19 protein-coding genes are annotated in these 25,916 nt (G+C 65.9%); 9 read left to right on the top strand and 10 right to left on the bottom strand.

Annotated elements, in window-relative coordinates:
- Window positions 1–556 (bottom strand): prepilin-type N-terminal cleavage/methylation domain-containing protein (locus tag G4L39_RS14540; protein WP_205880702.1); only part of this gene is annotated, 556 nt, incomplete at its 3' end.
- 154 nt (window positions 557–710) lie between these two features.
- Between G4L39_RS14540 and G4L39_RS01745 the strand changes: the two genes are divergently transcribed.
- Complete coding sequence (locus G4L39_RS01745) at window positions 711–1,805, top strand: type IV pilus twitching motility protein PilT (RefSeq protein WP_240893732.1); 1,095 nt, start codon at window positions 711–713, stop codon at window positions 1,803–1,805.
- A gap of 37 nt (window positions 1,806–1,842) precedes the next feature.
- Here the strand turns inward: G4L39_RS01745 and G4L39_RS01740 are convergent, their stop codons facing one another.
- The 4 genes from G4L39_RS01740 to G4L39_RS01725 all read right to left on the bottom strand — a co-directional run bounded on the left by G4L39_RS01740 (window position 1,843) and on the right by G4L39_RS01725 (window position 8,698).
- Entirely contained in the window at window positions 1,843–4,101 is a 2,259-nt protein-coding gene (locus G4L39_RS01740; RefSeq protein WP_165105445.1) for a DUF4129 domain-containing transglutaminase family protein, read from the bottom strand.
- Window positions 4,102–4,164: 63 nt separating this feature from the next.
- Window positions 4,165–5,496 (bottom strand): DUF58 domain-containing protein, encoded by a 1,332-nt coding sequence (locus G4L39_RS15300; RefSeq protein ID WP_205880701.1) that lies wholly within the window; start codon window positions 5,494–5,496, stop codon window positions 4,165–4,167.
- A 67-nt stretch (window positions 5,497–5,563) separates the two neighbouring features.
- Entirely contained in the window at window positions 5,564–6,568 is a 1,005-nt protein-coding gene (locus tag G4L39_RS01730) for an AAA family ATPase (protein WP_165105442.1), read from the bottom strand.
- A 762-nt stretch (window positions 6,569–7,330) separates the two neighbouring features.
- On the bottom strand, window positions 7,331–8,698 hold the full coding sequence (locus tag G4L39_RS01725; RefSeq protein WP_165105440.1) for a Gfo/Idh/MocA family protein: 1,368 nt from the start codon (window positions 8,696–8,698) through the stop codon (window positions 7,331–7,333).
- 172 nt (window positions 8,699–8,870) lie between these two features.
- Here G4L39_RS01725 and G4L39_RS01720 point away from each other — a divergent pair, with 172 nt between their 5' ends.
- Window positions 8,871–9,818: a proline racemase family protein gene (locus G4L39_RS01720; RefSeq protein ID WP_165105438.1), complete on the top strand. Its 948-nt coding sequence runs from the start codon at window positions 8,871–8,873 to the stop codon at window positions 9,816–9,818.
- A 157-nt stretch (window positions 9,819–9,975) separates the two neighbouring features.
- Here G4L39_RS01720 and G4L39_RS01715 read toward each other — a convergent pair whose 3' ends face one another.
- The 3 genes from G4L39_RS01715 to G4L39_RS01705 all read right to left on the bottom strand — a co-directional run bounded on the left by G4L39_RS01715 (window position 9,976) and on the right by G4L39_RS01705 (window position 13,946).
- Entirely contained in the window at window positions 9,976–11,583 is a 1,608-nt protein-coding gene (locus G4L39_RS01715; protein ID WP_165105437.1) for an aldehyde dehydrogenase (NADP(+)), read from the bottom strand.
- Between the two features lie 93 nt (window positions 11,584–11,676).
- Window positions 11,677–12,618: a dihydrodipicolinate synthase family protein gene (locus G4L39_RS01710; RefSeq protein ID WP_205880700.1), complete on the bottom strand. Its 942-nt coding sequence runs from the start codon at window positions 12,616–12,618 to the stop codon at window positions 11,677–11,679.
- Window positions 12,615–13,946 (bottom strand): NAD(P)/FAD-dependent oxidoreductase, encoded by a 1,332-nt coding sequence (locus G4L39_RS01705; RefSeq protein WP_276607514.1) that lies wholly within the window; start codon window positions 13,944–13,946, stop codon window positions 12,615–12,617. Before G4L39_RS01705 ends, G4L39_RS01710 begins: the two co-directional genes overlap by 4 nt.
- 348 nt (window positions 13,947–14,294) lie before the next feature.
- On the opposite strand from G4L39_RS01705, the gene ileS reads away from it, so the two are divergent.
- The 6 genes from ileS to G4L39_RS01675 all read left to right on the top strand — a co-directional run bounded on the left by ileS (window position 14,295) and on the right by G4L39_RS01675 (window position 21,309).
- Entirely contained in the window at window positions 14,295–17,147 is a 2,853-nt protein-coding gene (gene ileS, locus G4L39_RS01700) for an isoleucine--tRNA ligase (RefSeq protein ID WP_165105434.1), read from the top strand.
- An 88-nt stretch (window positions 17,148–17,235) separates the two neighbouring features.
- Complete coding sequence (locus G4L39_RS01695) at window positions 17,236–18,690, top strand: uridine kinase family protein (protein ID WP_165105432.1); 1,455 nt, start codon at window positions 17,236–17,238, stop codon at window positions 18,688–18,690.
- Window positions 18,683–19,342, top strand: coding sequence for a tRNA (guanosine(46)-N7)-methyltransferase TrmB (trmB, locus tag G4L39_RS01690; RefSeq protein WP_240893731.1), 660 nt, complete (start codon window positions 18,683–18,685; stop codon window positions 19,340–19,342). The genes G4L39_RS01695 and trmB overlap by 8 nt, the downstream gene beginning before the upstream one ends.
- A 107-nt stretch (window positions 19,343–19,449) precedes the next feature.
- Window positions 19,450–20,295 carry a prohibitin family protein gene (locus tag G4L39_RS01685; RefSeq protein WP_165105430.1) on the top strand — a complete coding sequence of 282 codons (846 nt, stop codon included), beginning with the start codon at window positions 19,450–19,452 and terminating at the stop codon, window positions 20,293–20,295.
- Window positions 20,255–21,124, top strand: coding sequence for a prohibitin family protein (locus G4L39_RS01680; protein ID WP_165105429.1), 870 nt, complete (start codon window positions 20,255–20,257; stop codon window positions 21,122–21,124). Before G4L39_RS01685 ends, G4L39_RS01680 begins: the two co-directional genes overlap by 41 nt.
- Window positions 21,121–21,309: a hypothetical protein gene (locus tag G4L39_RS01675; RefSeq protein ID WP_165105427.1), complete on the top strand. Its 189-nt coding sequence runs from the start codon at window positions 21,121–21,123 to the stop codon at window positions 21,307–21,309. The genes G4L39_RS01680 and G4L39_RS01675 overlap by 4 nt, the downstream gene beginning before the upstream one ends.
- 34 nt (window positions 21,310–21,343) lie before the next feature.
- Here the strand turns inward: G4L39_RS01675 and G4L39_RS01670 are convergent, their stop codons facing one another.
- Together G4L39_RS01670 and G4L39_RS01665 are read right to left on the bottom strand one after the other, a co-directional pair.
- Window positions 21,344–22,024: a response regulator gene (locus G4L39_RS01670; RefSeq protein WP_165105426.1), complete on the bottom strand. Its 681-nt coding sequence runs from the start codon at window positions 22,022–22,024 to the stop codon at window positions 21,344–21,346.
- Window positions 22,025–22,219: 195 nt separating this feature from the next.
- A complete protein-coding gene (locus G4L39_RS01665) occupies window positions 22,220–22,789 on the bottom strand; it encodes a GNAT family N-acetyltransferase (protein WP_165105424.1) in 570 nt (189 codons plus the stop codon).
- 1,304 nt (window positions 22,790–24,093) lie between these two features.
- Here G4L39_RS01665 and G4L39_RS01660 point away from each other — a divergent pair.
- Complete coding sequence (locus G4L39_RS01660; protein WP_165105422.1) at window positions 24,094–25,896, top strand: SLC13 family permease; 1,803 nt, start codon at window positions 24,094–24,096, stop codon at window positions 25,894–25,896.
- Window positions 25,897–25,916 lie beyond the last annotated feature (20 nt).

Below are 25,916 nucleotides of genomic sequence, written 5' to 3'. Positions count from 1 at the left end.
GCACCGGCTCGTCCACCCGGTCAAACCGCCACATCCAATACCGGACCACCGGCGCCGACTCCTGCAATCCGCCCGCCTGCCATACCTGGGGACGACCGGCCAATGATCCCGCCCGCGCCGACGGACAGTCCCAAACCCCGCCCTCCAACCCCGCGCCGGCCAGTACTACTGCTGCCCAGCCGGCTCGCGGATCGCTGGGCGGCCAGTCCGCCCACGGCCGGTACCCGCCGGGAAGCAACGTTTTCAAATCGCGTCGGTCCGGAAACCGGCTGTCGTTTTCGTCCAGGTACATTCGCCAGGCCATCCCCTGCTGACGCAGCTGGTTCAGGCAGGTGGTCCGCTGGGCCAGCCGCCGCGCCCGTTGCAGCGCGGGCAACAGCAGAGCCGCCAGAACCCCCACCACCGCCACCACGGTCAGAAGCTCGACCAGCGTAAAAGCCCGGGCGCGGCGTCGAACCGGCGCACGACCACGGCCGGGCGGCGCCGCATCCGCTTCCTGCCGGGCCCACGCGGGGCTGGACCGGCGCGACTGCCGTGATGAAGGCAACTGCTGCATTGTCCCTGTTCGATGCGTGCGGGGCGGGGGATTGAACCCCGCCCGAAACGCAGCACCACGAACGCCAGACTCTGGCACAGCCGCGTCGCTCCGCAAGGGTGCGATCCTTTTTCCCCTCTGGCACAAACCCGTGCGGCTGGAGTATGCTGGGGCCATGGCACTGGAACTGTTCCACAAGATTTTGAAGGCTGCCGTGGAGGGAGGCGCGTCCGACGTACACCTCAAGATCGACGCCCCGGTCGTGTTCCGCATCAACCGTCAACTCATCACCGTGGACGCTCCCATCCCCACGCAGGAGTGGATGGAGGAGATTGTGGCCCAGATCACGCCCCAGCATTTGAAAAAGCGCCTCGAAGCCGAGCGCGAAATTGACTTTTCCTACTACGTGCCGGGGATTGGCCGGTTCCGGACCAACCTCTTTCAACAGCGCGGTCAATGGTGCCTGGCCATGCGCTACGTCAAAACCCAGGTCCCCAGCTTTGAGGAACTGGGTCTGCTGCCGCAGATCAAGCGCATCGCCGAATCGCCCCGCGGCATCGTCCTGGTGGCGGGTTCCACCGGCTGTGGCAAGTCCACTACCCTCGCCGCGATGATTGAACACATCAACGCCAACTTCCGCAAACACATCATCACGCTCGAAGACCCGATCGAGTACGTGTTCGAGGACAACCAGTGCATCATCGAACAGCGCGAGGTGGGGTTGGACACCCTGTCCTTCCATCACGCGCTCAAGCACGTGCTGCGGCAGGACCCGGACATCATCATGATCGGCGAAATGCGCGACGCCATCAGCTTCACCGCCGCCATGAGCGCCGCCGATACGGGGCACCTCGTGCTTTCCACCCTTCACACGACCAACGCGGCCCAGTCCATCAGCCGCATCCTGGACTTCTTCAAGGCGGAGGAACGCGAACAGATCCGCCGGCAACTGGCCGGCACCCTCCAGGCCGTCATCTGCCAGCGCATGTGCAACACCATCGCCGGCGGCATGACCCCGGCCTTCGAAATCCTCATCAACACGCCCACGGTCAGGAAACTCATCGAAGAAAACCGGCTCGACAAACTGCCCGCCGCCATCGAAACCGGCACGGACGACGGCATGCTCACCTTCAACCAGTCCCTCTTCCAACTGGTTCGCGACGGCATCATCACCGAGAAAGAGGCCCTTTCCAAGGCCAGCAACCCGCAGGCCCTCGAAATGAATTTCAAGGGCATTTTCCTGGACGAAGGCCGCAGGATCCTCGGCTGAACGTCCCCGGCGGCATTCCCGGGTCGGCCCCGGCGACTCAGACGCCTAGCGGCACAGGGCGCCTGCGCCGCGCCCGCAGCGTTTGCAGGCATTCCCGGACCCGCAGGCGCAACCGTTCCCGGTCCGCCGGCTCCAACCCCCGCGGATCAAATCGGTACCGATAGTGCAGGCGCAGGGCCTCCTCCCAGGCCGGCGTCCACAGGTCCGCCGGGAAGCCGGTCCGTACCCGCCGGAGCCATCGGCCCGGCGGTTCGTGAGGTTGCCGGGCCCAACCCCGCGCCGCCAGCCATCGCTCCAATTCATAAAACTCCGAATCCAGCCCCGGCCCGGCCCAGGCCCCGCGGTTGTCGCCGGAGCGCGCCGTGCGACGCCGGCCGCGACGAAACATCACCTGGACCAGCAACACCGCCAGGACGGGCACGAAAAACCACAACAGATACTGCCGCAACCGCGTGTAACCCCACCAGGCCAGTCCGACCTGGTACCGGATCCAGCTCCAAAAATCCTGCCACCACAACCAGCCGGATTCCCGCGTCCGTTCCTGAGCGATCCAATCCGCCGGTGTCGTGTCGAAATCCTCCCACCGGCCCGCCTCCGCGTTCCAGACCTGGCACCAGGCATGGGCGTCCCGGTCCCGCACCACGTACCGGCGACCCGACCCCTCGTGTACGGCGTACCCCACGGTGTACCGGGCCGGGATGCCCAGCCGGCGCAACAACAACACCGTGGCCGTGGCAAAGTACTCGCAGTGCCCGGCCCGGCTCTGCAAAAGAAACTGTTCCAGCGGCCGTTGCTCGCGTCGCCCGTAGCGCGGCCGCGGTTGCCAGAGCCGGTACTGGAACTTCTCCTCAAAAAACCGGGTCAGTGCGGGCCGTGCCACCGCCCACGAAGCCCGCCCCGGCAACCCCATCTCCGCAATGACCCTGTCCAGCACCGGCACCAGATTCTCCGGCACGCTCAGGTCCAGGTCCGGCTCCGGCGGACTTTCCCAGCCCGCCGACCCCTGGTGCACCGCCTCAAACACCACCATCCCCGGCCCGGTGACCAGCACCGCCCCCAACGGATGCCGTTCCACACTGAACGCAGGAAAGTTCCGCAACAACACCGTTCGCGGCGGCAACGGCAACACGCCGGCCCGGGATTCATCCTTGCGCCCGTGCAACCAGGTCACCACCCGCACCACCGCCGACCCCTCCGACTGCTGGACCAACGGCCAGTTGCCGCTCTCGGGCGGTGTTTCGTTCACCGGCATGAAGGCGTTTTCCTGCTCCCCGTTCAACCAGTAGGGCGGCATGAACAGCCGGTACACCCCCTGCCGCAAATACGCCGGAGCCGGCCCCTGCAATACCTCCAGCCGCACCGCAATCCGCGTCGAAAGTTTCCACGGCGCCAGGCCCTCCCACGAAATCTGCGCCGTGTTGAGGTCCGGAGCCGCCCCCGTCCGACGCAACCCCGCCAGCCATTCCCCCAACTGGCCCGCCCCGCCGATGTACCGCTGCAGATTCCAAAGCCCGAACTGGCCGGCCACACCCACCGCCGCCGCCAGCAACACCACCGCCACCCATGTGACCACACCATACCGTCGCGACCGCAGCGGCCACAGCGCCCAACCCAACAGACAGGCCAGACCGACCAGGGTACCCAGCACCCTCCCACCGGACACCGGTTGCATGCAGGCACCCGCAAGGCACCCGCCAAAGTACAGATAGCCCGAGTGAAACCGCGGCTCCGGCGGCAGCGGTACACCGGCCCGGGCCAGTCGTCTCCGATGCCGGCGCACCAGAAGCGAAATCGTGCTGAGCGTCAGACCGTTCCGGTTGCTGTACGCCTGCGCCACCGCCAGTGGAAACATCAACAACGGCAACCATCGAAACACCGAGGCCGCCGTGGCCGTGGTCACCTGACCGGCACGCCGCTGATTCCAAAATCCCGGCGAATCCACCAACTGACCAAACGCAGAAGGCCCGTCATTCGCCGTGAACGCCCAGAACAGCGCCACCAACAGGAACACCGAACACAACGCCCAGATCCGCCGGAAGTCCTCGTCCGAAAACTCCCACCGCACCCGCACCCACCGGGCGGCCTCCAACACCACCGCCAACACCCCCGCCACCACCCAATGACCGGTCTGCCAACCCCAAAACATCAGGGTTGCGCCGATCAACAACGGCGGCGGTTGGACCGGTGCCGACCCCGCGGCTTCCATCGTCGCCGCCGTCGCATCCGACGCGCCGGCACCGCGCGCCGGCATCCCCGGCGCATCCGGCGCATCCGGCTTCCAGCCGTGCATTTCCATGGGCCCGGACCTCCGTCTCCAACGATGCGGCCGACCGCAAGGGTTGGCAAGCGCCCCCGCCCCTCAACTCAGCCGCGCCAGTTGTTCCTCCAACCGACCCGGCTCCAGCACCGTGAACCAGTCCGGCCGAACCCGCAACGGCCCCGGATCCGGCCGCTCCGGCAGAGGGTCCACGGGTACCACCAGCACCCGCACGGGAATCCCCAGCTGCATCAACTTCTCCACCAGACCCCGCCGCGGCCCGTCCCAGGCCAGCAGCACACACAGGCAACCGCTGATCTCGCCCGCATACTGCAGGACCAGTTGTTCCAGGGCTGCAAACGGCCGTGTCCCGCAGGGCCGCACCGAGGCCAGCACCTCCAGCATCTGCTCCACGTGGCCCACCCCGCGTCCCGCGGTGAACCGATACGCCTCCGGCCCCACAAACATCAGATCCAACAGCGATTCCTGCGTGGGCACTGCGGAGGCCAGCGACGCCGCCACCGACACCGCCGCTTCAAAAGCCTCGTGTTCCGGCCAGTCCGTGAACGTGTCCAGAATCAGCGCGTGCCGCACAAAAAACTCGTCTTCAAACTCCTTCACAATCGGCCGCCCCACCTTGGCCCAGCTCCGCCAGTGAATGTGCCGGACCGGATCGCCCCGGCGATAATCCCGCAGACTCACAAACTCCTCGCTCTGGCCCACATGCGTCGCCAGCGCCACGCCCCCCAGCTGGTAGCGGGGTTGCCCGGGCAAATCCAGCGGCGGCACAAAATACCGCCGGGGCAACACCACCAGCTTCTGCGGCACCCGCAACCGGCGCAGCACCCGTACCAGCCCCAGGGGATCCGTCCGCGCCAGCGCCACTTCCTCCATCTCCAACAACCCGCGTCGCCACACCACCGCCTCCAGTGTGGCCACCCCCACCTGCCCCGGGGCCAGCGGCGGCAATGCACCCTGACAAAGCAACGGCAGCCGCCAAAACCGCCGCCGGCGCATCACCGGCCGGAACGAACGCATCCGACGCCGCTCCGCCCGCCGCCACAACACCCGTTCCGCCGGGTCCACCCACCCCTGGCCCACCTCCTCCAATACCACCAAGCCCCGTTGCACCCTGCGCGTGCCGTTCCGCACCCACACCCGGTACCGAAACGGCACACCCGCAGTGACAAACCGGGGCAATTCCCGATGCACCTCAAACCGGCCCCGCAACCACCCGGCCGACACCGCCGAGGCCAGCAACAACCCGAACAACAGACTGAACACCTGGTACGTCATGGCGTTGTCGGGATCCACCCCCATCGAACCGCTCAACGCCATCGCCACAAGCAACACCAAACCTGCCGGCGTGAACCGTCGGCGCAGCCACCGGCGGAACCGGTGCACGCCACGGCCCGCCCGACGTCGCCCACCCATGCCCGGCTTCATGCGCCTCCGTTCTCCGGATTCCACACCCGCTCCGCCGCGTGCCGGACCCGCCTGCTCAGGCCGGAGATGGCACCGACTGCAGAATCTCCTCCACCACCGCCACGGCCGTCCGGCCCGAAAACCGCGCCTGCGGATGCATCACCAACCGATGCGCGATCACCGGTACCGCCAGCTCCTGCACCTGGTCCGGCGTCACAAAGTCCAGCCCGTCAAACAACGCCAGCGCCTGCGCCGCCTTCATCAGGGCGATGGACGCCCGGGGACTGGCCCCCAGTTGCACCCCCTCCGCCGTGCGCGTGGCCCGCACCAGCTCCACAATGTAACGCTTCAGTTCGTCACTGATCCGCACCTGTTCCACCGCCGCCCGCAAGGCCCGCACCTCGTCCAACGAGGCACACGGGCGCAGCTCCTCCAGCGGATGGTTGTGCTCCTGAGCCGTCAAAATGGCCACCTCTTCCTCCGGCCGCACGTACCCCAGCGTAAACTGCATCGCAAACCGGTCCATCTGCGCCTCCGGAAGCGGATACGTGCCCCGAAACTCCACCGGATTCTGCGTGGCAATCACAAAAAACACGTCCGGCAGATGCCGGCGTTCGCCTTCCACGCTCACCTGACCCTCGCCCATGGCTTCCAGCAGTGCCGACTGGGTCCGGGGCGAGGCCCGGTTGATCTCGTCGGCCAACAGGATGTTCGTGAACACCGGCCCTTCGTGGAAGTGGAACTGTTGATCCAGCTGGCTGAAGACCGACACCCCCAGAATGTCCGAGGGCAACAGATCCGGCGTGAACTGGATCCGTTTGAACGTGGCGTCAATGGACCGGGCCAGGGCCTTGGCCAGCGTGGTCTTGCCCGTGCCGGGAAAATCCTCCAACAACACATGTCCCCCGCTGGCAAACGCGGCCAGCAACTTGCGCGTGGCCGCGGCCTGTCCCTGCATCACACGGGCGATGTTCCGCGAAATCCGGTCCACCACCTCCCGGGCCGCCGCCAGGTCCTCCGGCGTCAACCCCGGCTGCTTGCGCGTCTCCGACCCGGGCTGGCTCGACACTTGCTCTGCCATGGGCACCGCGCACTCTACCGTGACGGTTCAGCTCGGGCGAACAAAAATCCCGCGATCCCGCGCGCCGGCCCCTGATTGAAGTGCGGATCGCAGAAACGTCCCCTTGACCAGCAACCGAACCCGGGCCCACCTCGAGGGCCTTGAATGACCTTGACCGCCCCCCCGCACGTTCCCTGGACCGGGGCAAAAGAAAGTCTTCGTGACCCTGCCGGTGGGCAGCTGTTGTGGCCGCCGCAGCAGGACTTGATCGGCATCCCTTGGGCCGACAGCGAAGCGTGCGGATGATCGGGTGCGCACTCTCAAGGAGGCAGTCCAACAGGCCGAAGTGGCCATGAGTCCATGGCGCTGGAGGGCTGGAGATCCACCGGGCCGAAGGCCTTTCCATGGACGTTGGCCGATGCGGGCGCGGCTTTTCCGGCTGATCGTCAGGTGTTGACGCAGGCCATTCCCGCGTGGGCCGGGGCGGGTTGCGGCGGAGAATCCGGTGGGTTCCGGGGCGTTTCGTGATCCCCCAGGGGTCACCGACTGACTACGGGCGCGGGGGTCGGGCGACGAAAAGGGATTGGGTTGTGCCGTGGGGGTGGTCGGGGTTTTTGGGGAGCAGGTCGCGGTGGGGAAACCGACCCATCTGCCGGTTTCCAGAGCGGCTTGGGTTTTGTGAGGGGAACGTTACCCGGGCGGCTGGCGGGGAGGGGGAAGAATCAAGGCCCGGGGTGGCAGGTCACCCCGGGCCTGCGAAGAGCGATCGGGTCGGGCGCGGGCTCAGGAGAGCTCGGACCAACCGTAGGTGGGGATGGTGACCGGTTGACCGTTGGCGGTGGCCACCTTGCGCGTGTTCGGGTCGAACACGCACATGACGTTGAGCCGTTCGGAGATTTCGGCCAGGGAGACGATGGTTTGGACGCGGATGGCCAGTTCGATGCCGCAGTTGGGTTGCTTGTTGGCGCGGATGGAGTCGAACCAGTTTTTCTCGTGGGCTTCGACGCTTTCGACCGGGAAGGGCTCGCTGGTTTCGGGGTCGAGTTCGTCGGCAAAGGGTCGCTCCGGGCGGAGTTCGACGCGGTTGCCGGCCATGGTGAGGGTGGCCATGTGTCCGCGGATCATTTCCTGGGTGCCCTGTTCATTGACGGAACTGCTGGTGATGTGCATGACCATGCCGTCGGGGAACTCGGCGATGATCTGGACGATCTCCGGCACGTCACGCGGCGGGGTGCCCTGGGTGTTTTTGTCGGTGCCCACGGGTTTGGAGCCCACGCAGGCGACGCGGACGGGGAAGTGCGGGTTGCCGGTGGCCAGCAGGTAGGGATGGGCCTTGTGGGGGACAAGGTCGCTGAGCAGGCCGCCGCAATACGGGTAGTATTTCCGCCAGCGGAAATAATCGTCCGGGTCGAACGGTTTCCTGCGGTGGACCGGACCGAGCCAGAATTCCCAGTCGATGTCCTCCGGAGTGGCCCACGACTCGATGGTGTAGTTCCACTCGCCCTTGGGAGTGTTGCGCATGTAGCTGCCCTGGGCCATGACGACCGGGCCGATCTTGCCGGCGCGGATCCATTCGGCCGCCTTGTGCCATTTGAGGTCGGAACATCCCTGGGATCCGACCTGGAGGATTTTGCCGGTTTTCTTGACGGTGTCGTAGACCTCGAAGGCCTCGCCCAGGTACCGGGTCATGGGTTTTTCGACGTAAACGTGTTTGCCGGCGTTGAGGGCGTCGATGGTGCAGCGGGCGTGCCAATGGTCCACGGTGGAAATGGTGACGGCGTCAATGTCCTTGCGTTCGAGCAGCTTCCGATAGTCGTGGTAAACCTCGACATTGTCGCCGATGAGGGCCCTGGCCTGGGCGGCGCGGTATTTGGACACGTCGCAGACGGCCGCCTGGACAATGTTATTCTGGTTGGCGTGGGCTTTTTGGGTGCGGATGTGGGTTTGGCCCATGTTGCCGGTGCCGATGTAACCCACAACGATGCGGTTGTTGGCGCCGAGGACATTGACCGAGGGCGCCTGGTTCTGGCCATAGACCGGCGTGCGCAGCAGGGGCGCTGCCGCGGCTGCGGTGGCGGCCATGGCGGTGGTGCGAAGGAACTCCCGCCGGCTGGCGGGCTTGCTGGCGAAGCTCGTTGGTTGATTCTGCATAGGATCTGCTTTCGGTTCGTGCGTTTATTGGACGTAAACTAATGGAGAACGCTTCACGGATCAATGGTCCATTTGGATTTTGGGCCGGGGCCGGGAGTGAAGCGCAACCCGGGCCCGGGAGTGTCTTGCCAAACCGGTGCTGGCGGCCCCAGGTTGGGATGCGGAGGCGCGCATGGAGGCGGTACGCTGGATTCGTGTGGTGGACTCGCATACGGGCGGTGAACCGACGCGGGTGGTGCTGGAGGGCGGCCCGGACCTGGGGGGCGGACCGCTGTCGGAGCGGCGCCGGCGGTTTGAGGCGGAATTTGATCATTACCGGTCCGCGATTGTGAACGAGCCGCGCGGGTCGGACGTGTGGGTGGGGGCGCTGCTGGTGCCGCCGGAGGATGACACGTGTGTGACGGGCGTGATTTTTTTCAACAACGTGGGTTACCTGGGAATGTGCGGGCATGGCACCATTGGCGTGGTGGTGACGCTGGCGCATTTGGGACGCATCGGACCGGGGGAACATCGGATTGAGACGCCGGTGGGTGTGGTGCGGGCCACGCTGCACGGCGATGGCCGGGTTTCGGTGGTGAACGTGCCCAGTTACCGGGTCCGGAAAGGTCACACGGTGGCGGTGCCGGGCCATGGCGAGGTGACCGGGGACGTTGCGTGGGGCGGGAATTGGTTTTTTCTGGTGGAACGGCACGGCTTTGACCTGGTGCCGGAGCGGGTGGAGGAACTGACGGATTTTGCGTGGCGGGTGCGGCAGGCGGTGAATGCGCAGGGCTACCCGGAGGTGGATCACGTGGAGTTGTACGGGCCGCCGACGCGGTCCGGTGCACATGCGAAGAATTTTGTGTTGTGTCCGGGTCGGGCGTATGACCGTTCGCCGTGCGGCACGGGCACGAGCGCGAAGCTGGCGTGTTTGGCGGCGGACGGGAAGCTGGCCGAGGGCGAGGTGTGGGTGCAGGAGAGTCTTGTGGGGAGCACGTTTGAAGGTCGGTACCGCTGGCTGGATCGGGAACGGGGATGGATTGAGCCGGTGATCACCGGCACGGCTCATGTGAATGCCGAGGCGCGGTTGCGGTTGGACCCTGCGGATCCGTTTTGTTGGGGGATCCGGATCGGGCGCTGAAGATCCGGGGCGTCGCGGTTGCGCCGGCCCGGGCGGGATTGGTGGGGGCGGTCTTCAACGCGTCCGGTCCGTGGGTCTGGCGTGGCGGCGGCCCGGAGCGGAATTTCGGCGGATCAGGGTTTGGGGAGGTGCGGGCCGGAAGGCCCCGGGCCCGGCCTCACGCGGGCAGCTGCGGGGTCCCGTCCACGATGCGGAGCAGGCCCAGTGGATTGCTTTCCCGCAGGGCTTCGGGCAGGGCGGCGTCGGGGAAGTTCTGGTAACAGACGGGACGCAGGAACCGGAGGATGGCCCGGGTGCCAACGGAGGTGGAGCGCCCGTCGGAAGTGGCGGGGTAGGGTCCGCCGTGGACCATGGCGTGGCAGACTTCCACACCGGTGGGGAACCCGTTGAAGACCAGCCGGCCGACCTTGAGTTCGAGGGTTTCGATCAGTTCGCGGGCCTCGATCAGTTCCTCGGTCGTGGCGTGGATGGTGGCGGTGAGCTGGCCTTCGAGCTGTTCGGCGATGGCCGACATTTGCTGGCGGTTGTCGCACAGGACCACGAGGGTGGAAGGGCCGAACACTTCTTCCATGAGGCTTTCGTGGGTCAGGAAGACGTCTGCCGTGGTGGCCAGGAGTGTGGCGTGGGCACGGGTGCCTACGGGATCGGTTTGTTGGGGGGGATGGGTGAGCCGGCGAACGCCGGGGATTCGGAGGAACTGTTCGATGCCGGCGCGGTAGGCGGTGCAGAGTTCGGCGGTCAGCATGGTGCCGGGCGGTGTTGTTTCCATGCGTTCTTTGAGGGCGGCCAGGAAGCGCTCGGTTTCCGGACTGTTCAAGGTGATGACGAGGCCGGGGCAGGTGCAGAACTGACCGACGCCGAGGGTCACGGATGCCTGGAGACCGGCGGCGATGGACTCGGCGTTCTGGCGGAGTGCGCCGGGCAGGAGGAAGACGGGGTTGATGCTGCCCATCTCGGCATAGACGGGGATGGGATCGGGTCGACCGGCGGCGGCGTCCATGAGGGCGCGGCCGCCCTTGCGGGAACCGGTGAAACCGACGGCCCTGATCAGGGGGTGCCGGACCAGGGCCTGGCCGATTTCACTGCCGCGTCCGAAGAGGAGGGAGAAGGTGCCCTCGGGGGCACGGGCTTCGCGGATGGCCTGTTGGATGAGGCGGCCGACGATTTCGGAGGTGCCCATGTGGTTCTGGTGGGCCTTGACGATGACGGGACAACCGGCAGCCAGGGCGGAGGCGGTGTCGCCGCCGGCCACGGAGAATGCGAGGGGGAAATTGCTGCTGCTGAAGACGGCCACGGGGCCGAGGGGGATGAGGTGGGACCGGACGTCCGGTTTGGGCACGGGTTGGCGGGCGGGGTCGGCATGGTCAATGCGCGCATCCCAGCACCAACCTTGTTCGATGAGGGAGGCAAAGAGACGGAGTTGGTGGCAGGTTCGGGCGGTTTCGGCCTGGAGTCGGCCGAGGGGGAGTGCGGTTTCGAGGTGGGCGCGTTGTTGGATTTCGGGCCCGTGGGTTTCGATGAGTTGGGCGATGCGGTGGAGGAGTTGGGCACGGGCGGTGGCCGGCCAGCGACGGAATTGCCGGAAGGCCTGCGCGGCGAGCTGTGCGGCGCGGTCCACGTCGGCAAGGTCGGCCCGGTAATAGGGTGGTTCGAGGGGTTCGCCGGTGGCGGGGTTGACGGCTTGCACCGGTCGGCCTTTGGGTTCGGCCCGGCCCTGCCCGATGAGGGAGAGGCCTTCGAGCTGGATGGTGTGGGGCACGTTCATGAAATGGAAGAAACGGTTGGGGCCGCGGCGATGCAAGTCGGGGTTTGCGTGGGATGGGAGTGGCGCGGGTGGCGACGCCGGGGCGCGGGTTTCTCAGGGGCGGGCGCGTGTGGCCAGCGCGGGTTCTTTGGGGCGCCGGGCGAGGGAGGAGCGGATGAGGGCGAGGGCGGCTTTTCGTTCGGCACCGGTCAGGGGCAGTCGGGGCGGGCGGACGCGTTCGGAGCCGGTGCCGGTTTCCTGCTGCACGAGTTTGATGAGCTGGACGAATTTGTTGTGGGTGTCGAGGCGCAGGAGGGGCAGGAACCAGTGATGGAGTTTTTCGAGTTTTGGGGAGGGGCCGCGGCGGGCCAGGTTGAAGAGGGCGACGGACTCGCGGGGGAGCGCGTTGGCGAGGCCGGCGATCCAACCCACAGCACCGGCGCGAACGCCCTCGACGATGAGGTCGTCCACGCCGACGAGGATGGCGAGGCGGTTGCCGTGGAGGGCGCGCAGGGCGGTGATGCGCCGCACATCGCCGCTGGATTCCTTGACCGCGTGGAGGTTGGGATGTTCATCGGCCAGTCGGGCGATTTGTTCGGGGAGGAAATCGGTGCGATAGGCGATGGGATTGTTGTAGAGCATGCAGGAGAGTCGGGTGCTGCGCAGGATGGTGGCGACGTGTTGGAGCATTTCGCGCGGGTCTCCCGCGTAAACGTAGGGCGGCAGGATCATCAGGCCCGAGCAACCGATGCGTTCGGCCTGGCGGGCCAGTTCCACGGCTTCTGCGGTACCCACGGCGCCGATGCCGGCGACGACCGGCGCGCGTGTCCCGAGGGCGGTTACGGCCGTCTGGAGAATGGCGACCTTTTCTTCGAAGCGCAGGGTGGGGCTTTCGCCGAGGGAACCCAGTGCGACCACACCGGTGCAGCCGTTGTCAACCAGCCAGCGGGCGTGACGGGCCAGGAACTCGTGATCCACCTGACCGTCGGCGGTGAACGGCGTGGTGATGGCGGGCAGAACGCCTTCCCAGTGCATGGTTGGGTAGGATGGTTTCATGGCGTGGAGTGTTGGTGATAGCGATCCGGGGCGAGCAAGGGCGAAAGCGGTTCGGGTGCGGAGCCGGCGATGTCGTCGGCGATGCATTGACCGCTGACCGGGCCGAGGCTGAGTCCGAGCATGGCGTGGCCTGTGGCGATCCAGAGGTTTTCCCAGGCTGCGGGGCGGCCGAGGTAGGGAAGGCCGTCGGGCGAGCAGGGTCGCAGTCCGGCCCAGGGTTGAATCCGGTCAAAGTGTTCAGGCTGGAAGTCGGGGAAGTACCGGCAGAACGAGCGTACGATGCCGCGGACGCGGACGGGGTTGATGGTGGGATCGGTTCCGGTCAATTCCATGGTGCCGCCGACGCGCAGGGTGCCGTTCATGGGTGTGACGGCCACGCGAGCCTCGGTGCAGATGCAGCCCATTTGGGGGCGTTGGACGGGATCGGGCAGGGTCAGGCTGTACCCTTTGCCCGCCTGGAGGGGGAGTCGGAGGCCCAGTTGACGGGCCAGGCGGGCTGACCAGACGCCGGCGCAGAGGACGAAGGCATCGGCCTCGAGGGTTTGTCCCTTTTGGAGGCGCACGGCCTGGATGCGACGATTGCGGGTCACCCATTCGCGGACCTCGGCCTGCCAGAGGAAAGAGGCGCCCGCGGCCCCGGCCATTCGCTGGAGCGTGTCCATGAACCGTTCGGGTTTGAGGTGACAGTCCAGGGGATAGAAGACGCCGCCGACGATTTGCAGGCGGAGCCCGGGGTTGAGCCGGTGCACCTGCTGCGCGTCGAGGATTTCGGCGGGCATGCCGAGCTGGCGGGCGTGGGCGGCGATCTTTTGTTCTTCCTCCATGCCGTGGTCGGTGGTGCAGAGCATGAGGAGGCCCTTTTTCTGGAGGCCGAGTTCGTCCCCGGTGGTCCGGGCGAGTTCCTCGAAGGCGCGCCGGCCGGCCAGGAGAAGGTCGCGGAGCACGGGCGCGGCGCGTTCGACGCGGGTCCGGGTGGCGGCGCGCCAGAATCGCCACGCCCAGGACCAGAGGTCCGGATCCCAGCGGGGTCGGATGTAGAAGGGCGAATCTGGGCGCCACATCCATTTGAGTGCGAGGCCGACCATGCCCGGGGCGGCAAGGGGGATGAAGTGGCTGGGGACGATGAGTCCGGCGTTGCCGAAGGAGCAGCCGTCCCGTTGGGCGGGGTGGCGTTCGAGGACGCGAACGTCGAATCCGCGCCGGGCGCAGTACCAGGCTGTGGACAAGCCCACCACGCCGGCTCCGATGACGACGACCCGCGTTTTCATAGGTTTCACTCCCTCCACGGTGCCCGGCTCAGGGGGCACGGGCGTCCGGAGCCCGGTCATGGCGTGCATGGTCGGATCGGCCCGGGTTCGGGTGGTGCGCCGCGTCCCGGGGCCGGTTTGAGCCCGGTTTGAGCCCGGCTGTTTGTCCGGCCGGGGTTGTGCGGTTGAGTGGTGCCCGACCGCCCATGGCCGTGGTCCGTCGCCCGGGAGCAGTGTGGGCGGGACGGGCCGCAGAAGCAAATGCGGAAGGTGGGCGGTTGGGTCGGCGTTGTGGGCGTGGGAAGGGTGAGGTCCGGGGGCGTGGGTTGGGGGTGTGGGGTGGTGGGTGCGGGTTGGGGCCGGCGGACCGATCCATTGACAGTGGCGGGGCCGGCTTGCTAGCGTCCGCCCACGCTGGGAGACTGACGCATGGATTACAAGAACACGTTGAATCTGCCGCGGACGGCCTTTCCGATGAAGGCCGATTTGGTGGTGCGGGAGCCGGAACGGCTGCGGCGGTGGCAGGAGACGCGTCTGTATGAGCGGATTCAGCAGGCGCGGGCGGGGGGCCCGTTGTTTGTGTTGCATGACGGGCCGCCGTTTGCGAACGGGGACGTGCACATCGGCACGGCGCTGAACAAGATCCTGAAGGACTTCGTGTTGAAGTACAGGACGTTGCGCGGGTACCGGGCGCCGTATGTGCCGGGTTGGGACTGTCACGGGTTGCCGATTGAATTCAAGGTGGTGCAGGAGCGGGGTCGGTCGGGCGGATCGGAAGATGCGGCGGAGATCCGGCGGGCCTGCGAGGCATACGCGCGGCGGTTTGTGGAGTTGCAGCGGCGCCAGTTTCAGCGGCTGGGTGTGCTGGGGGATTGGGAGCGTCCGTATCTGACGCTGGATCCGGCGTACGAGGCGGAGGAACTGCGGCTGTTTGCGGATCTTGTGGAGCAGGGGATGGTGTACCGGGGGAAGAAGCCGGTGTACTGGAGCATTCCGTGTCGGACGGCCCTGGCGGAGGCGGAGGTGGAGTATCAGGAGCACGTCAGCCAGAGCGTGTATGTGAAGTTTCCGATCGTGGGTCGGCCGGGGACGTATTTGCTGATCTGGACGACGACGCCCTGGACGCTGCCGGCGAACCTGGCGGTGGCGTACAATTCGACGTTCAGTTATGCGGTGGTGCGGGTGGACGGGGAGGATTACGTGTTGTCGGCAATGCTGGTCAACACGGTGGCGGCCAAGTGCGGCTGGCAGCATTTCCAGATCGTGCGGCATCTGGATGCGGGGCACCTGGAACAGGTGGAATATCAGCATCCGTTTTGTGCGCGGACGGGTCGGTTGTACCCGGGGGATGCCTTTGTGGACAATGTGACGGGCACGGGGTTTGTGCACATTGCGCCGGGGCACGGTTTGGAGGATTACTTGCTGGGGCTGGAGCACGGGTTGCCGGTGTATTCGCCGGTGGATGATGAGGGCCGGTTCGCGTGGACGGACGATTTGCCGCGGGAGGCGCAGATGCCGGCGGAACTGATCGGCAAATCGATTCTGGAGAGGCACGGTCGGAGTGAGGCCAACGATGCGGTGCTGCACGAGCTGCGGGTGCGGAAGCTGTTGTTGCATGAGGAGAACTACCGGCACAGTTACCCGCACTGCTGGCGGAGCAAGACGCCCGTGATTTTCCGGGCGATGCATCAATGGTTCATCCGGCTGGATCATGTGCCGGCCGGCAGTCCGCCGGGCACGCCCACGTTTCGGGAGCGTGCGCTGGCGGAGATTGAGAAGGTGACCTGGATTCCGGACTGGGGGAAGAACCGGATTGCGGCGGCGGTGAAGGCGCGGCCGGACTGGTGCATCAGCCGGCAGCGGGCCTGGGGGGTGCCGATTCCGGCGTTTTATGATGCACGCGGGGAACCGATCCTGGATGCGACGGTGGTGCGGCGGGCGGCGGATTTGGTGGAACGGCACGGGTCGAACGTATGGTTTGAATGGCCGGTGGAACGGTTGTGGTCGGAGATCCGGCCGCCCGGCTGGACGGGTCCCGAGCCGGCGGTGAAGTCCACGGACACGCTGGACGTGTGGATTGACTCGGGCAGTTCCTCGCGTGCGGTGATTGCGCGGCGGCCGGAGTTGCGGGGTTCGCCGCTGCCGTTCCAGTGCGACATGTATCTGGAGGGGTCGGATCAGCACCGGGGCTGGTTTCAGTCCTCGTTGTTGCTGTCGCTGGCGTCGCAGGGTGCGGCGCCCTATCGCACGGTGCTGACGCACGGGTTCATGGTGGACGCGGACCGGGAGAAGATCTCCAAGAGCCGGCAGTCCCAGGGTGGCTATGAAAAGCCGCAGACGGCCGAGGCCTATGTCCGGAAGTGGGGGGCGGACATCGTGCGGTTGTGGGTGGCCTCGCAGGATTTCCGCAGCGACATCGTGGTGAGCGAGGAACGGCTGGCGAAGGTGGCCGAGATCTACCGCGTGTTGCGGAACGCACTGCGGTATCAGTTGTCGAATCTGTACGATTTTGATCCGGACCGGCATCGGGTGCCCGATGAGGCATTGACGGGGCTGGACCGGTGGATTTTGGACCTGTTCGGCCGCCTCGAGCGGGAGGTGCAGGCCGCGTATGAACGCTACGAGTTCCACGTGGTGTACCAGAAGGTGAGCCAGTTTGTGGCGGTGGAACTTTCGGCGGTGTACCACGACATCATCAAGGACCGGCTGTACACGGATCCGGCCGACTCGCCCCGGCGGCGGTCCACCCAGACGGCGTTGTGGCGGATGGTGCGGGATTTGTGTTGCATGTTGTCGCCGATCCTTGCCTTTACGGCGGACGAGGCATGGGAACTGATTCCGGGCCGGCCTGCCGGCAGCGTGCATGAGCAGGTTTGGGAACCGACCCGGTTGGAACGGTCGGCGGAGGAGGTCGAGGTGTGGGAGAACCTGTTCCGGCTGCGCGACCGGTTGTTGCCGGAGCTGGAGCGGGCCCGGCAGGCGAAGGTGATTGGGAAGGCGTTGGAGGCGCGATTGATTCTGTGCGGGGAGGATCCGTTGTTCGTGTGCGCGCGGGCGCATGCGGACGCGTTCCGCGAACTGATGAACGTCTCGCAGGTGGAGTTCCGGCCGGAGCCGGGTCGGGACGGCCCGGTGGAGGTGGTCCACGCGACGGGGGAGAAATGTGAACGCTGCTGGCACTGGGAACCGGACGTGGGCCGGCATGCGGATCATCCCACGCTGTGCGGGCGGTGTGTGGAGGCGGTGCGGACGGCCGCGGCGCACGCCGGCGGGACGGCTTGATCGGGCGCGCGCGGGGCGCGGCGGGCCGGACGGTTTGTGCCGGACCGGAGCGGTGGTTGAGGTCGTACAGGGCACGGGAGAGGTACGCATGCCAGTACAGAACCGGATCGTGAAGGTTCAGAAACGGAACCGGGCACTGGTGACGTTTGACCCGGGCCGGATCCGTCGTGCGATTCTGAACGCGGCGCGGTCGATCGGCGGGTTTCGGCAGGATTATCTGCCGCACATCAACGGCCGGTTGTTTGAGGCGTGTCCGACGGATGAGGAACTGGCGGACTTTCTGGCCGACGCGGTCATCGTTTGTTTGAACAGCGACCCGCATCATCTGATCACGAATTTTCCGCCGACGATCGAGGAGATCCAGGACGACGTGCTGCATGTGTTGCGGAGTTACGGGTTTCAGAACACGGCGGATGCGTATGCGTGTTATCGGTGGGGTCGGCACTGGCTCCGGGAGGGGGCGATCCGGCCGGAGCAGTTCATGGGCAACGGGTTTCCCACGGCGATTTTGGAGCGGGAGCTGGCCTGGGCGCGTCCGTTGGGATGCCACACGGTGGCCGGTTTGAACGAGATCACGCGGTCGGGTCGGTGGCGGCCGGTGGTGGAGGAGGCTCTGGCGCGGTATGAGGCGTCGCTGGACGAGGCGGCGCGGAAGGTGATGGCCCGGTTGAACGCGGGCGATCCGTTGCGGATGTTATGGATCAGCGGGCCGAGTTCCTCGGGCAAGACGACCACCACGGTGAAACTGACGCAGCGGCTGGAGAGGGAGGGGCTGCGGTTTCTGATGCTGAATCTGGACGATTATTTCTGGTCGTTGGTGGAGCACCCGACCGACTGGATCAACGACCGCAACTACGAGACGCCGGAGGCGTTGGATCTGCAGTTGTTGAACCGGCATTTGCTGGATTTGCTGGAGGGGCGGCCGATTGAGAAACCGATCTACAGCTTCAAGGAGGGCCGCCGGGTGGGGACCAAGACGGTCCGGCGCGAACCGGATCAGATCCTGTTGCTGGACTGTTTGCACGGGTTCTACCCGCCGATCACCGAGGGGGTGGATCCGCGGAGTCAGTTCCGCATTTACATCGAGACGTTGCATCCGCTGTATGAGGGCGACGGCAGCACGGGCCGGTTGACCGCGTTCACGGATGTGCGGCTGGTGCGGCGGATGTTGCGCGACATGAAGCACCGGGCGCACCGGCCGTTGCTGACGTTGTTGCACTGGCATTATGTGCGGGCGGGGGAACTGTTCAGCATCATTCCGCTGATGGGACTGGCGGACCACGTCATCAACGGCGGGTTTCCGTTTGACTGGCCGCTTTTGCAGCCTTGGTTTTTGGGGCCGGGCGCGTTGTGGCCGCGGCCGGAGGAGCTCGAGCCCTATGCGGGTTTCCTGGACGCGCGCATCCGGTACGAGCGGGTGCATGCGTTGTTGCGGAGTGTGGAACCGATTTCGTTTGAGGAGGCGGCGCGGCTGATTCCGGGGGACGCGCTGGTTCGGGAATTCATCGGGGGCGGCACCCTGCCGATTCCGCACAATGAGTGAGGGGATGGAGCGCGCGCAGGTGAAGGGTTCGGAGTCCGGGGACTCTTCGGTCGCTGGGCCCGGGTCGCCGGAGAGTTTGTTGTATGATCCGCCCTCGATTCTCGAACCCATTGACGTGGCGCGGTTGTTTCCCCGGGTTCAGCCCCTGGAGGTGGAGCTGGGGTGCGGGGACGCGACGTTCCTGGTGGAATACGCCGCGATGCATCCGGAGCGGAACTTCCTGGGGATCGAGCGGCTCCTGGGGCGGATCCGCAAGCTGGACAAGAAAGGGCGGCGGCTGGGATTGACGAATCTGCGGGGGATCCGGATCGAATGCGGATATTTTCTGCAGTATCTGCTGCCGCCGGGGTCGGTCTCGGTGTTTCACATCTACTTTCCGGATCCGTGGCCGAAGAAGAAGCACCGGCGCAACCGGCTGATTCAGCCGCGGTTTCCCGCGCTGGCGCATGCGGCGCTGGTGCCGGGGGGGCGGGTGTATTTGCGGACGGACGATCCGGATTACTTTGCCCAGATGCGGGAGGTGTTTGCGGCGGCGCCGGTATTCCGGCCGGTGGAGACCCCGCCGGAGCTGTTGGCCCTGCAAACCGATTTTGAGAGGGAGTTCCGGGCGCGGGGGATTCCGACGCTGTACGCCGCCTACGAGAGGGACTGACAGCACTTTCCGGTGACGGGCGGGATGGGGACCGGGGATTCCGAATTCCGGCCGGTTTTGCTTGCGGGGAGGGAAGGGCGACCTAAAGTGGCGATCGGGTTCGGACCATGAGACCGGAGGTGATGGCGCGAGTGATCGGGATTGCAATTCTGCTGCTGGTGGCGGTGCTGGTGGCGGCCAGCGGCACCTATGTGGTGCAGCCCGGCTACCGCGGGGTGGAGGTCATCCTGGGGCGTGTGTCGGAGGGGTTCAAACCGGAGGGGTTCGGGCTGAAACTGCCGCTGGTGAGCACGATTCATCCGGTCTCCATTCGCCAGCAAACGGCGCGGGAGACGGCCGAGTGTTATTCGTCGGACCTGCAGCAGATCCGGGTGAATTTGCGGATTTTGTACCGGATTCCGGAGTCGGCGGTGGTGCGATTGTTCCGGGATTACGAGGGGGACGCGTTCGGTCAGCTGGTGGCGCCGCGGGTGCACGAGGCATTGAAGGAGGTGGTGGCATTGCAGAATGCGGAGCAGATCGTGAAGAACCGGGAGCAGATCAAGGTGCGGACGCTGGAGCTGGCGCGGTCGAAGATCGGGGAACTGGTGATGGTGGAGGATCTGGTGATTGAGGACATCAAGCTGACGCCGGAGCTGGAGCGGGCGATCGAGCAGAAGATGATTCAGGAACAGGAGGCGGCCAAGGCGAAGTTTGTGCAGCAGCGGGCGCAGATCGAGGCGAACACGGCGGTGATCAAGGCGCGGGGCGAGGCGGAGTCGATCCGCATCCGCGGTGAGGCGCTGCGGGAGAATCCGAGTTATGTGGATTTGCAGATTGTGGACCGTTGGGATGGTCAGGCGCCGCTGGTGGTGGGCGGAGGCCAGATTCTGATGTCGGTTTCCGAGTTGTGGCGTTCTTCGGGGACAAACCATGCGCGCACGCAATCCGTATTACCCGCACGATCGCGTTGAGGTGGTGTTACCCGGTTCTCTGCCACGATTCCTGGTGGCGGCGGGGGTGTTGTTTCTGCTGGTGCTGTTGGGGGCGGCCGGCAGCTACATTGTGCCGCCCGGGCATCGCGGGGTGAAGGTGACCCTGGGGAAGGCATCGGACCGGTTTCTGCCGGAGGGGTTCGGGTTCAAGCTGCCGTTGGTGACGCGGGTGGTGCCGGTGAGTGTGCGGCAGCGGACGATGCCGCTGCGGGCGGAGTGTTTCTCGTCGGACCTGCAACAGGTGACGCTGGATTTGCGGGTTCTGTACCGGATCCCTGAACGGTCGGTGGTGACGATTTACCGGCAGTATGCCGGGGACCCGTTCGACAGTCTGATTGCGCCGCGGGTGCAGGAGGCGGTCAAGGAGGTGACGGCCTTGTTGACGGCGGAGCAGATTGTCAAGAACCGGGGCCAGGTGAAGTTGGACGCGCTGGCCGGTGCACGGCAGAAGATTGGCGATCTGTTGGAGGTGAACGACCTGGTGATCCGGAACATTGACCTTTCGGAGGAGCTGGAGCGGGCCATCGAGGCGAAGATGGTGGCGGAGCAGGAGGCGGCCCGGGCGCGGTTTGTGCAGATGCAAACCGAGATCGAGGCGGAAACGGCGGTCATCCGGGCCGAGGGGGAGGCACAGGCAATTCGGATTCGGGGCGAGGCCCTGCGATTGAACCCGGAATTCCTGCGGCTGCAGTTGGTGGAGAAGTGGAACGGCCGATCGCCGCTGGTGGTGCCGGCCGACGTCGGCGGTACGGGATCGGGGCTGTTGTTGCCACTGGGCCGGCCGGGTGCGCCGGAGGTCGGGCCATGACGGGACCGCAGCGGGTTTGGTTGCGGGCGATTCTACTGGCGGCAGTGGCTGCGGGTTTGCTGGCGCTGTTTCCGAGGGCGCTGGCGGTCATGGAACTGGCGGCGCGGGAGTTGCGGTATTTTTGGTGGGTGATCCTGCTGGTGGGATTGGCGGTGTGGCTGATCTGGGGGCTGGGCCGGCGTTGACGGCCGAACCGGCCGGCGTCCGCTCGGCCGTGGTTCAGGTTCGGTTCTCCTGGAGGGGTACCAGGCCTTCGGCGATGGCGTAGCGGGTGAGGGCGGCCACCGTGCGGAGGTTGAGCTTGTTCATGATCCGTTCACGGTGGGTCTCGACGGTGCGAACGCTGACGCCGAGGCGTTGGGCGATTTCCTTGTTGGTGAGTCCCTGGGCGATGAGGGCCAGGACCTCCTGCTCGCGCCGGCTGAGGTTGGTGCTCCGGCGTGCCCGGCCCTGATGGCGCATCCACTGGGTCACGGCGGTTTGGGTGACCTGCGGGCTCAGCACGACCTCGCCGGCGTGGATGCGGATCAGCGCGTCGGTCAACTGCGCGGGAGGGATGTCTTTCAACAGATACCCCCGGGCGCCCGCAGCCAGGGCACGTTCGATGTAATCCGGCCGGTTGTGGACCGAGAGGATGACCACGCGCGTTTCCGGGGCGGACTGCCGCACGGCTTCACACACCTGGAGGCCGTCCAGGCCCGGCATGTTGATGTCCACCAGCATAAGGTCGGGCCGGAGCCGGCCGGCTTCCCGGACGGCTTCATGGCCGTCAGCCGCTTCTCCGACGACCCGCAGTTGAGGGTGCTCGGCCAGGCACGCGGCGAGTCCGCGTCGGACGACGGGGTGATCGTCCACCAAAAGGACACGAATGGCTTTTTCGGATGCGCGTTTTGCGGGCATACGAGTCGGAGCTGCCGGGGCATCGTAGGCAGGGAGAGGCCGGCTTGTAAAGCAGTCCGGGATCCATCCGCACCGCCCCTACAGGGGGAATCCAGGCGGAGGGACGGGCTGCGGTTACAGGCCCGGTGGCGGTGGCCGGGGGCCGGACCGGGTTGGGAAGCTTTGTCCTGCTGCCGGGGGTGGCCCGGCGTTCGATCAGTCGGTTTCCTCGTCTTTGAGCCGTTCGCGTCGTTCGATGGCTTCCGGGTGGCTGTCGAGGTTTTGGGAGAGATAGACGTGCCGGAGCTCCTGGCCAAACCCGAGTTTGCGGAAAAAGGCCAGCGCAGGCCGGTTCGCTTCGTCGGTGTCGACGAGCATGATGCGGGCGTCCCGCTCGATGAACAGGCTGGTCATTTGACGGACCAGCCGGGAGGCCACGCCGCGGCGGCTCCATGAGGGATGTACGCCGAGCCATTCGAGCCAGCCGTAGCGCCAGGCACTGCCGCGTTTTTGCATCACGCTGCCGAGGGCAAAGCCCACGACGCGGTCTCCGGCCACCGCCACGAGGCAGGTCTCGGGCTCCGCGCTGAACAGGTTCATCACCTCGTCCTCATCCCAGCAGCGGTAGAGGGTGGGCAGCTTCTCCGCGGTGAAGAGTTTGCGGCCCAGTTCGTACACCTCCGGCAAATCCTCCAGCCGCATCGGACGGATTTCCACGGGCGTGGTATCAGGCTTGCGTTTGCGCGGCCGGGGTCGACCGGCCGACTTCAGGAGCGCAGGTTTCATGGCAAATGCATTCACAGCAGTGGAATCAAACCATGGGAAAATCGGAAATCATACGGACCGGCCCGGGCTCATGGGGTGAACCCACCGGAACAGGGACACGCACGAGGAAAGCGCCCGGCCATCGCCATGAGGCGGGGCCGGAATCGTTCGTCTGGCACCTCGTCGTCCACGTGCGAACCCTAAGGCCGTCGCCCGGGGGATGTCAACTCGACCGGGGTTTCGTTTGCTGTAATGGACTGATGTGCAACGACTTGTACAAGTTCCGGTAGGGTGGAAATCATCTTGTGGGCCTTGCGGCGCTCTCGGGGGGTGATCTCGACCGGATGTGCGGCAACCCACTTGTTATGAAGGGATTGTGTGGGGGACGGGATATGGTCGCCGGCTGGGTTTTCCGGGCGTTTGTACCGGGGTGACTGCGCGGCACCGTTCCGGTTCGTTGGTGGGGAATGGCTGTTCCACCGGGATTGAGGAGGCGTGTGTGTTGCGGCGTGTTTGAGCTGCCCGTGGGGAGATTCTTGGGCCTGCGGTGGACAGCGGCGGATTCGGGTTGTTGGGCCGTTGCAGCCACTCGTGGGGGCTTTTTTTGGGGGATCGGTATGCCGAATGACCCTGGCCAATTCGCGGTGGATGAGGCCGAAGTGTTCGACCTGACCTTTGGCCGGGAACCTGTCGTGAAGGCACCGGTGAGGAGTTCTTGCAGGAGTTGTGGCCACGGTGTGAATCTGGTGGTGCAACGGGGATTGTGGGTGTCTTCCGGCACGTGATTCGTGATTCATGGGGTGGCGATAGACTCGAGCCCGTGCCCGGAGTGTGACGGAGCAGGTGACCATGAAATTGCCCCGGACCTGGTGCCAATGGTTTCGTGCGATCTGGAAGAAGTCGCGCTGGACGGTGTAGACGACGGCCTTGTCCTCGTCTTCGATGGATGCGGGTTCGGGGTCCCTGGTCCAAAGCGTGGATTTCGTGGTACAGCTCGGCTTGACGGGTCCACTTGGGCTTGTTGCGATGGTCGTCGAGGCGGTCGATGGGGGTTGGGAGCGGGCTGTCGGTGCGGCAGTAAGGGAGGTGAACGAAGCGGGCCGGTCCGGGCCGATGTGCGAGTCTGCCACCGGTACCGGGTCTGTGGCGTGGGTGGGACTGGGATGGCCGGGCGGGTGCGATCATGGTGCCGCGCTGGTTTCTGAGTGGCAGAGGCCGGGGCCCGGGCTGCTGTGATTGAGGGGCGGGGATCCGCCCGGTTCGAGGTGGGCGGGCGCAACGCGGGTTTACCCGGAGCGCACGCTTTCTTATTCTCCGGATGAACGATGGAGATTGTGCTGGTTCTGGTCATCACCGCCGGGGCGGTTTGGTTGTTTGTGACGGAGCGATTCCGGGTGGATTTGGTGGCGCTGATGTTGATGGCGGCGCTGATCCTGACCGGGTTGGTGTTGCAGTTTCTCGGGTGGGGGGCGCCGGGGCGGTGGATCACGCCGTCGGAGGGGGTGTCGGGTTTCAGCAATCCGGCGGTTTTGACGGTGGCGGCGATGTTTGTGTTGAGCGCCGGGCTGCAGAAGACGGGAGCGGTGGAGTTTGTGGCGCGGTGGTTGGAGGGATTGGCGCGGCATCCGGTGTGGTTGGTGCTGGTGACGGTGCTTTTGGCGGGGGCGGTTTCGGCGTTCATCAACAACACGGCGGTGGTGGCGGTGTTTTTGCCGATGGTGTTGGCGGCGTGTGCCAGGGGTGGGGTATCGCCCTCGCGGGTGTTGATTCCGCTTTCGTATGCGGCGCAGATGGGCGGGGTGTGCACGCTGGTGGGGACCTCGACGAACCTGCTGGTGAATGCGTTGTCAGAGCGGGCCGGGGTGGGATCGTTTCAGCTGTTTGAGTTTGCGCCGTTGGGGGTGGTGTTGTTGGGTGTGGGCTCGGTGTACCTGGTGGTGGCGGGGTGGTGGTGGTTGCCCCACCGCCGGGGCGTTCAGCGGGTGGAAAGTTATCAGCTGGGGCCGTATCTGGCGGAGCTGCGGGTGCGCGAGGATTCGCGGTTGGCGGGGCGGGTCCTGGGTCAGACGCCGTTGAGTCGGGGGGACATGGTGGCGGTGTTGGAGGTGCTGCGGCAGGGGCGGCGGTTGTTCATGCCGCTGCAGGAGACGATTCGGGCCGGGGACATTCTGCTGGTGCGTGCGGATCCGCGGGCGCTGATGGAGCTCAAGGCCGACTGGGGTTTGGAATTGTTGCCCGGGTTTGCCGCCACGGATGCGAGCCTGGAGGGGGAGGAACTGAAGCTGGCGGAGGTGATGATTCCGGCGGGGTCGGCCTGGCGGGGTCGAACGTTGAGCAGCCTGAACTTTCAGCATCGATTTGGGGCGACGGTGTTGGCGGTGCGGGCGGGCGAGCGCACGTTGCAGCAGCGGTTGAGCGAGGTGGAGTTGGATGTGGGGGATGCGTTGCTGGTGTTGGGGCCCGGGGAGGCGTTGGAGCGGTTGCGTCAGGACCCGAACGTGTTGGTGTTGCAACCGGTGGACGAGCCGGTGTTGCGGCGGCACAAGATTCCGGTGGCGGTGGGGGTGGTGGCCGGGGTGATGTTGTTGACGGCGTTGAATGTGCTGCCGGTGATGGTGTCGGCGATCATCGGGTGCATTGCGCTGGTGGCGTTTCGGTGTTTGACGTTGGATGAGGCGTATGGGGCGGTGGACTGGCGGGTGGTGTTTTTGTTGGCAGGGACGTGGCCGCTGGGGTTGGCGCTGGAGAAGTCGGGGGCGGCGGCCGGGGTTGCCGAGGCTGCGCTGTTTTTGACCGGGGACGCGAATCCATGGCTGGCGCTGGCGGTGTTGTACGGGGTGACGGCTCTGCTGACGGAGTTTTTGAGCAACAACGCGACAGCGGTGATGCTGACGCCGGTGGCGTTGTCGCTGGCGGATTCGCTGGGGGTGGACCCGAAGCCGTTTTTGATGGCGGTGTGTTTTGCCGCGTCCACGAGTTTCACGACGCCGCTGGGTTATCAGACCAACGCGATGGTGTACCATCCGGGCGGGTACCGGTACATGGACTTTGTGCGGATGGGACTGCCGCTGAATTTGATTTTCTGGGCGATTTCGGTGGCGATGATTCCGCGGCTCTGGCCGTTCTGAGGATGGGGTGGGTGGGGTGG

This window comes from Limisphaera ngatamarikiensis (genome assembly GCF_011044775.1).
Classification (GTDB): Bacteria; Verrucomicrobiota; Verrucomicrobiia; order Limisphaerales; family Limisphaeraceae; genus Limisphaera; species Limisphaera ngatamarikiensis.
Note: the sequence above shows the minus strand (reverse complement) of the source record. Positions and strands in the feature narration are given on the sequence as shown.

Excerpts from the sequence above, each read along its gene's own strand:
- G4L39_RS01745 (WP_240893732.1), top strand. The coding sequence starts at position 711 with ATGGCACTGGAACTGTTCCACAAGATTTTGAAGGCTGCCGTGGAGGGA.
- G4L39_RS01740 (WP_165105445.1), bottom strand. The coding sequence starts at position 4,101 with ATGGAAATGCACGGCTGGAAGCCGGATGCGCCGGATGCGCCGGGGATG.
- G4L39_RS15300 (WP_205880701.1), bottom strand. The coding sequence starts at position 5,496 with ATGGGTGGGCGACGTCGGGCGGGCCGTGGCGTGCACCGGTTCCGCCGG.
- G4L39_RS01730 (WP_165105442.1), bottom strand. The coding sequence starts at position 6,568 with ATGGCAGAGCAAGTGTCGAGCCAGCCCGGGTCGGAGACGCGCAAGCAG.
- G4L39_RS01725 (WP_165105440.1), bottom strand. The coding sequence starts at position 8,698 with ATGCAGAATCAACCAACGAGCTTCGCCAGCAAGCCCGCCAGCCGGCGG.
- G4L39_RS01720 (WP_165105438.1), top strand. The coding sequence starts at position 8,871 with ATGGAGGCGGTACGCTGGATTCGTGTGGTGGACTCGCATACGGGCGGT.
- G4L39_RS01715 (WP_165105437.1), bottom strand. The coding sequence starts at position 11,583 with ATGAACGTGCCCCACACCATCCAGCTCGAAGGCCTCTCCCTCATCGGG.
- G4L39_RS01710 (WP_205880700.1), bottom strand. The coding sequence starts at position 12,618 with ATGAAACCATCCTACCCAACCATGCACTGGGAAGGCGTTCTGCCCGCC.
- G4L39_RS01705 (WP_276607514.1), bottom strand. The coding sequence starts at position 13,946 with ATGACCGGGCTCCGGACGCCCGTGCCCCCTGAGCCGGGCACCGTGGAG.
- ileS (WP_165105434.1), top strand. The coding sequence starts at position 14,295 with ATGGATTACAAGAACACGTTGAATCTGCCGCGGACGGCCTTTCCGATG.
- G4L39_RS01695 (WP_165105432.1), top strand. The coding sequence starts at position 17,236 with ATGCCAGTACAGAACCGGATCGTGAAGGTTCAGAAACGGAACCGGGCA.
- trmB (WP_240893731.1), top strand. The coding sequence starts at position 18,683 with ATGAGTGAGGGGATGGAGCGCGCGCAGGTGAAGGGTTCGGAGTCCGGG.
- G4L39_RS01685 (WP_165105430.1), top strand. The coding sequence starts at position 19,450 with ATGAGACCGGAGGTGATGGCGCGAGTGATCGGGATTGCAATTCTGCTG.
- G4L39_RS01680 (WP_165105429.1), top strand. The coding sequence starts at position 20,255 with ATGCGCGCACGCAATCCGTATTACCCGCACGATCGCGTTGAGGTGGTG.
- G4L39_RS01675 (WP_165105427.1), top strand. The coding sequence starts at position 21,121 with ATGACGGGACCGCAGCGGGTTTGGTTGCGGGCGATTCTACTGGCGGCA.
- G4L39_RS01670 (WP_165105426.1), bottom strand. The coding sequence starts at position 22,024 with ATGCCCGCAAAACGCGCATCCGAAAAAGCCATTCGTGTCCTTTTGGTG.
- G4L39_RS01665 (WP_165105424.1), bottom strand. The coding sequence starts at position 22,789 with ATGAAACCTGCGCTCCTGAAGTCGGCCGGTCGACCCCGGCCGCGCAAA.
- G4L39_RS01660 (WP_165105422.1), top strand. The coding sequence starts at position 24,094 with ATGGAGATTGTGCTGGTTCTGGTCATCACCGCCGGGGCGGTTTGGTTG.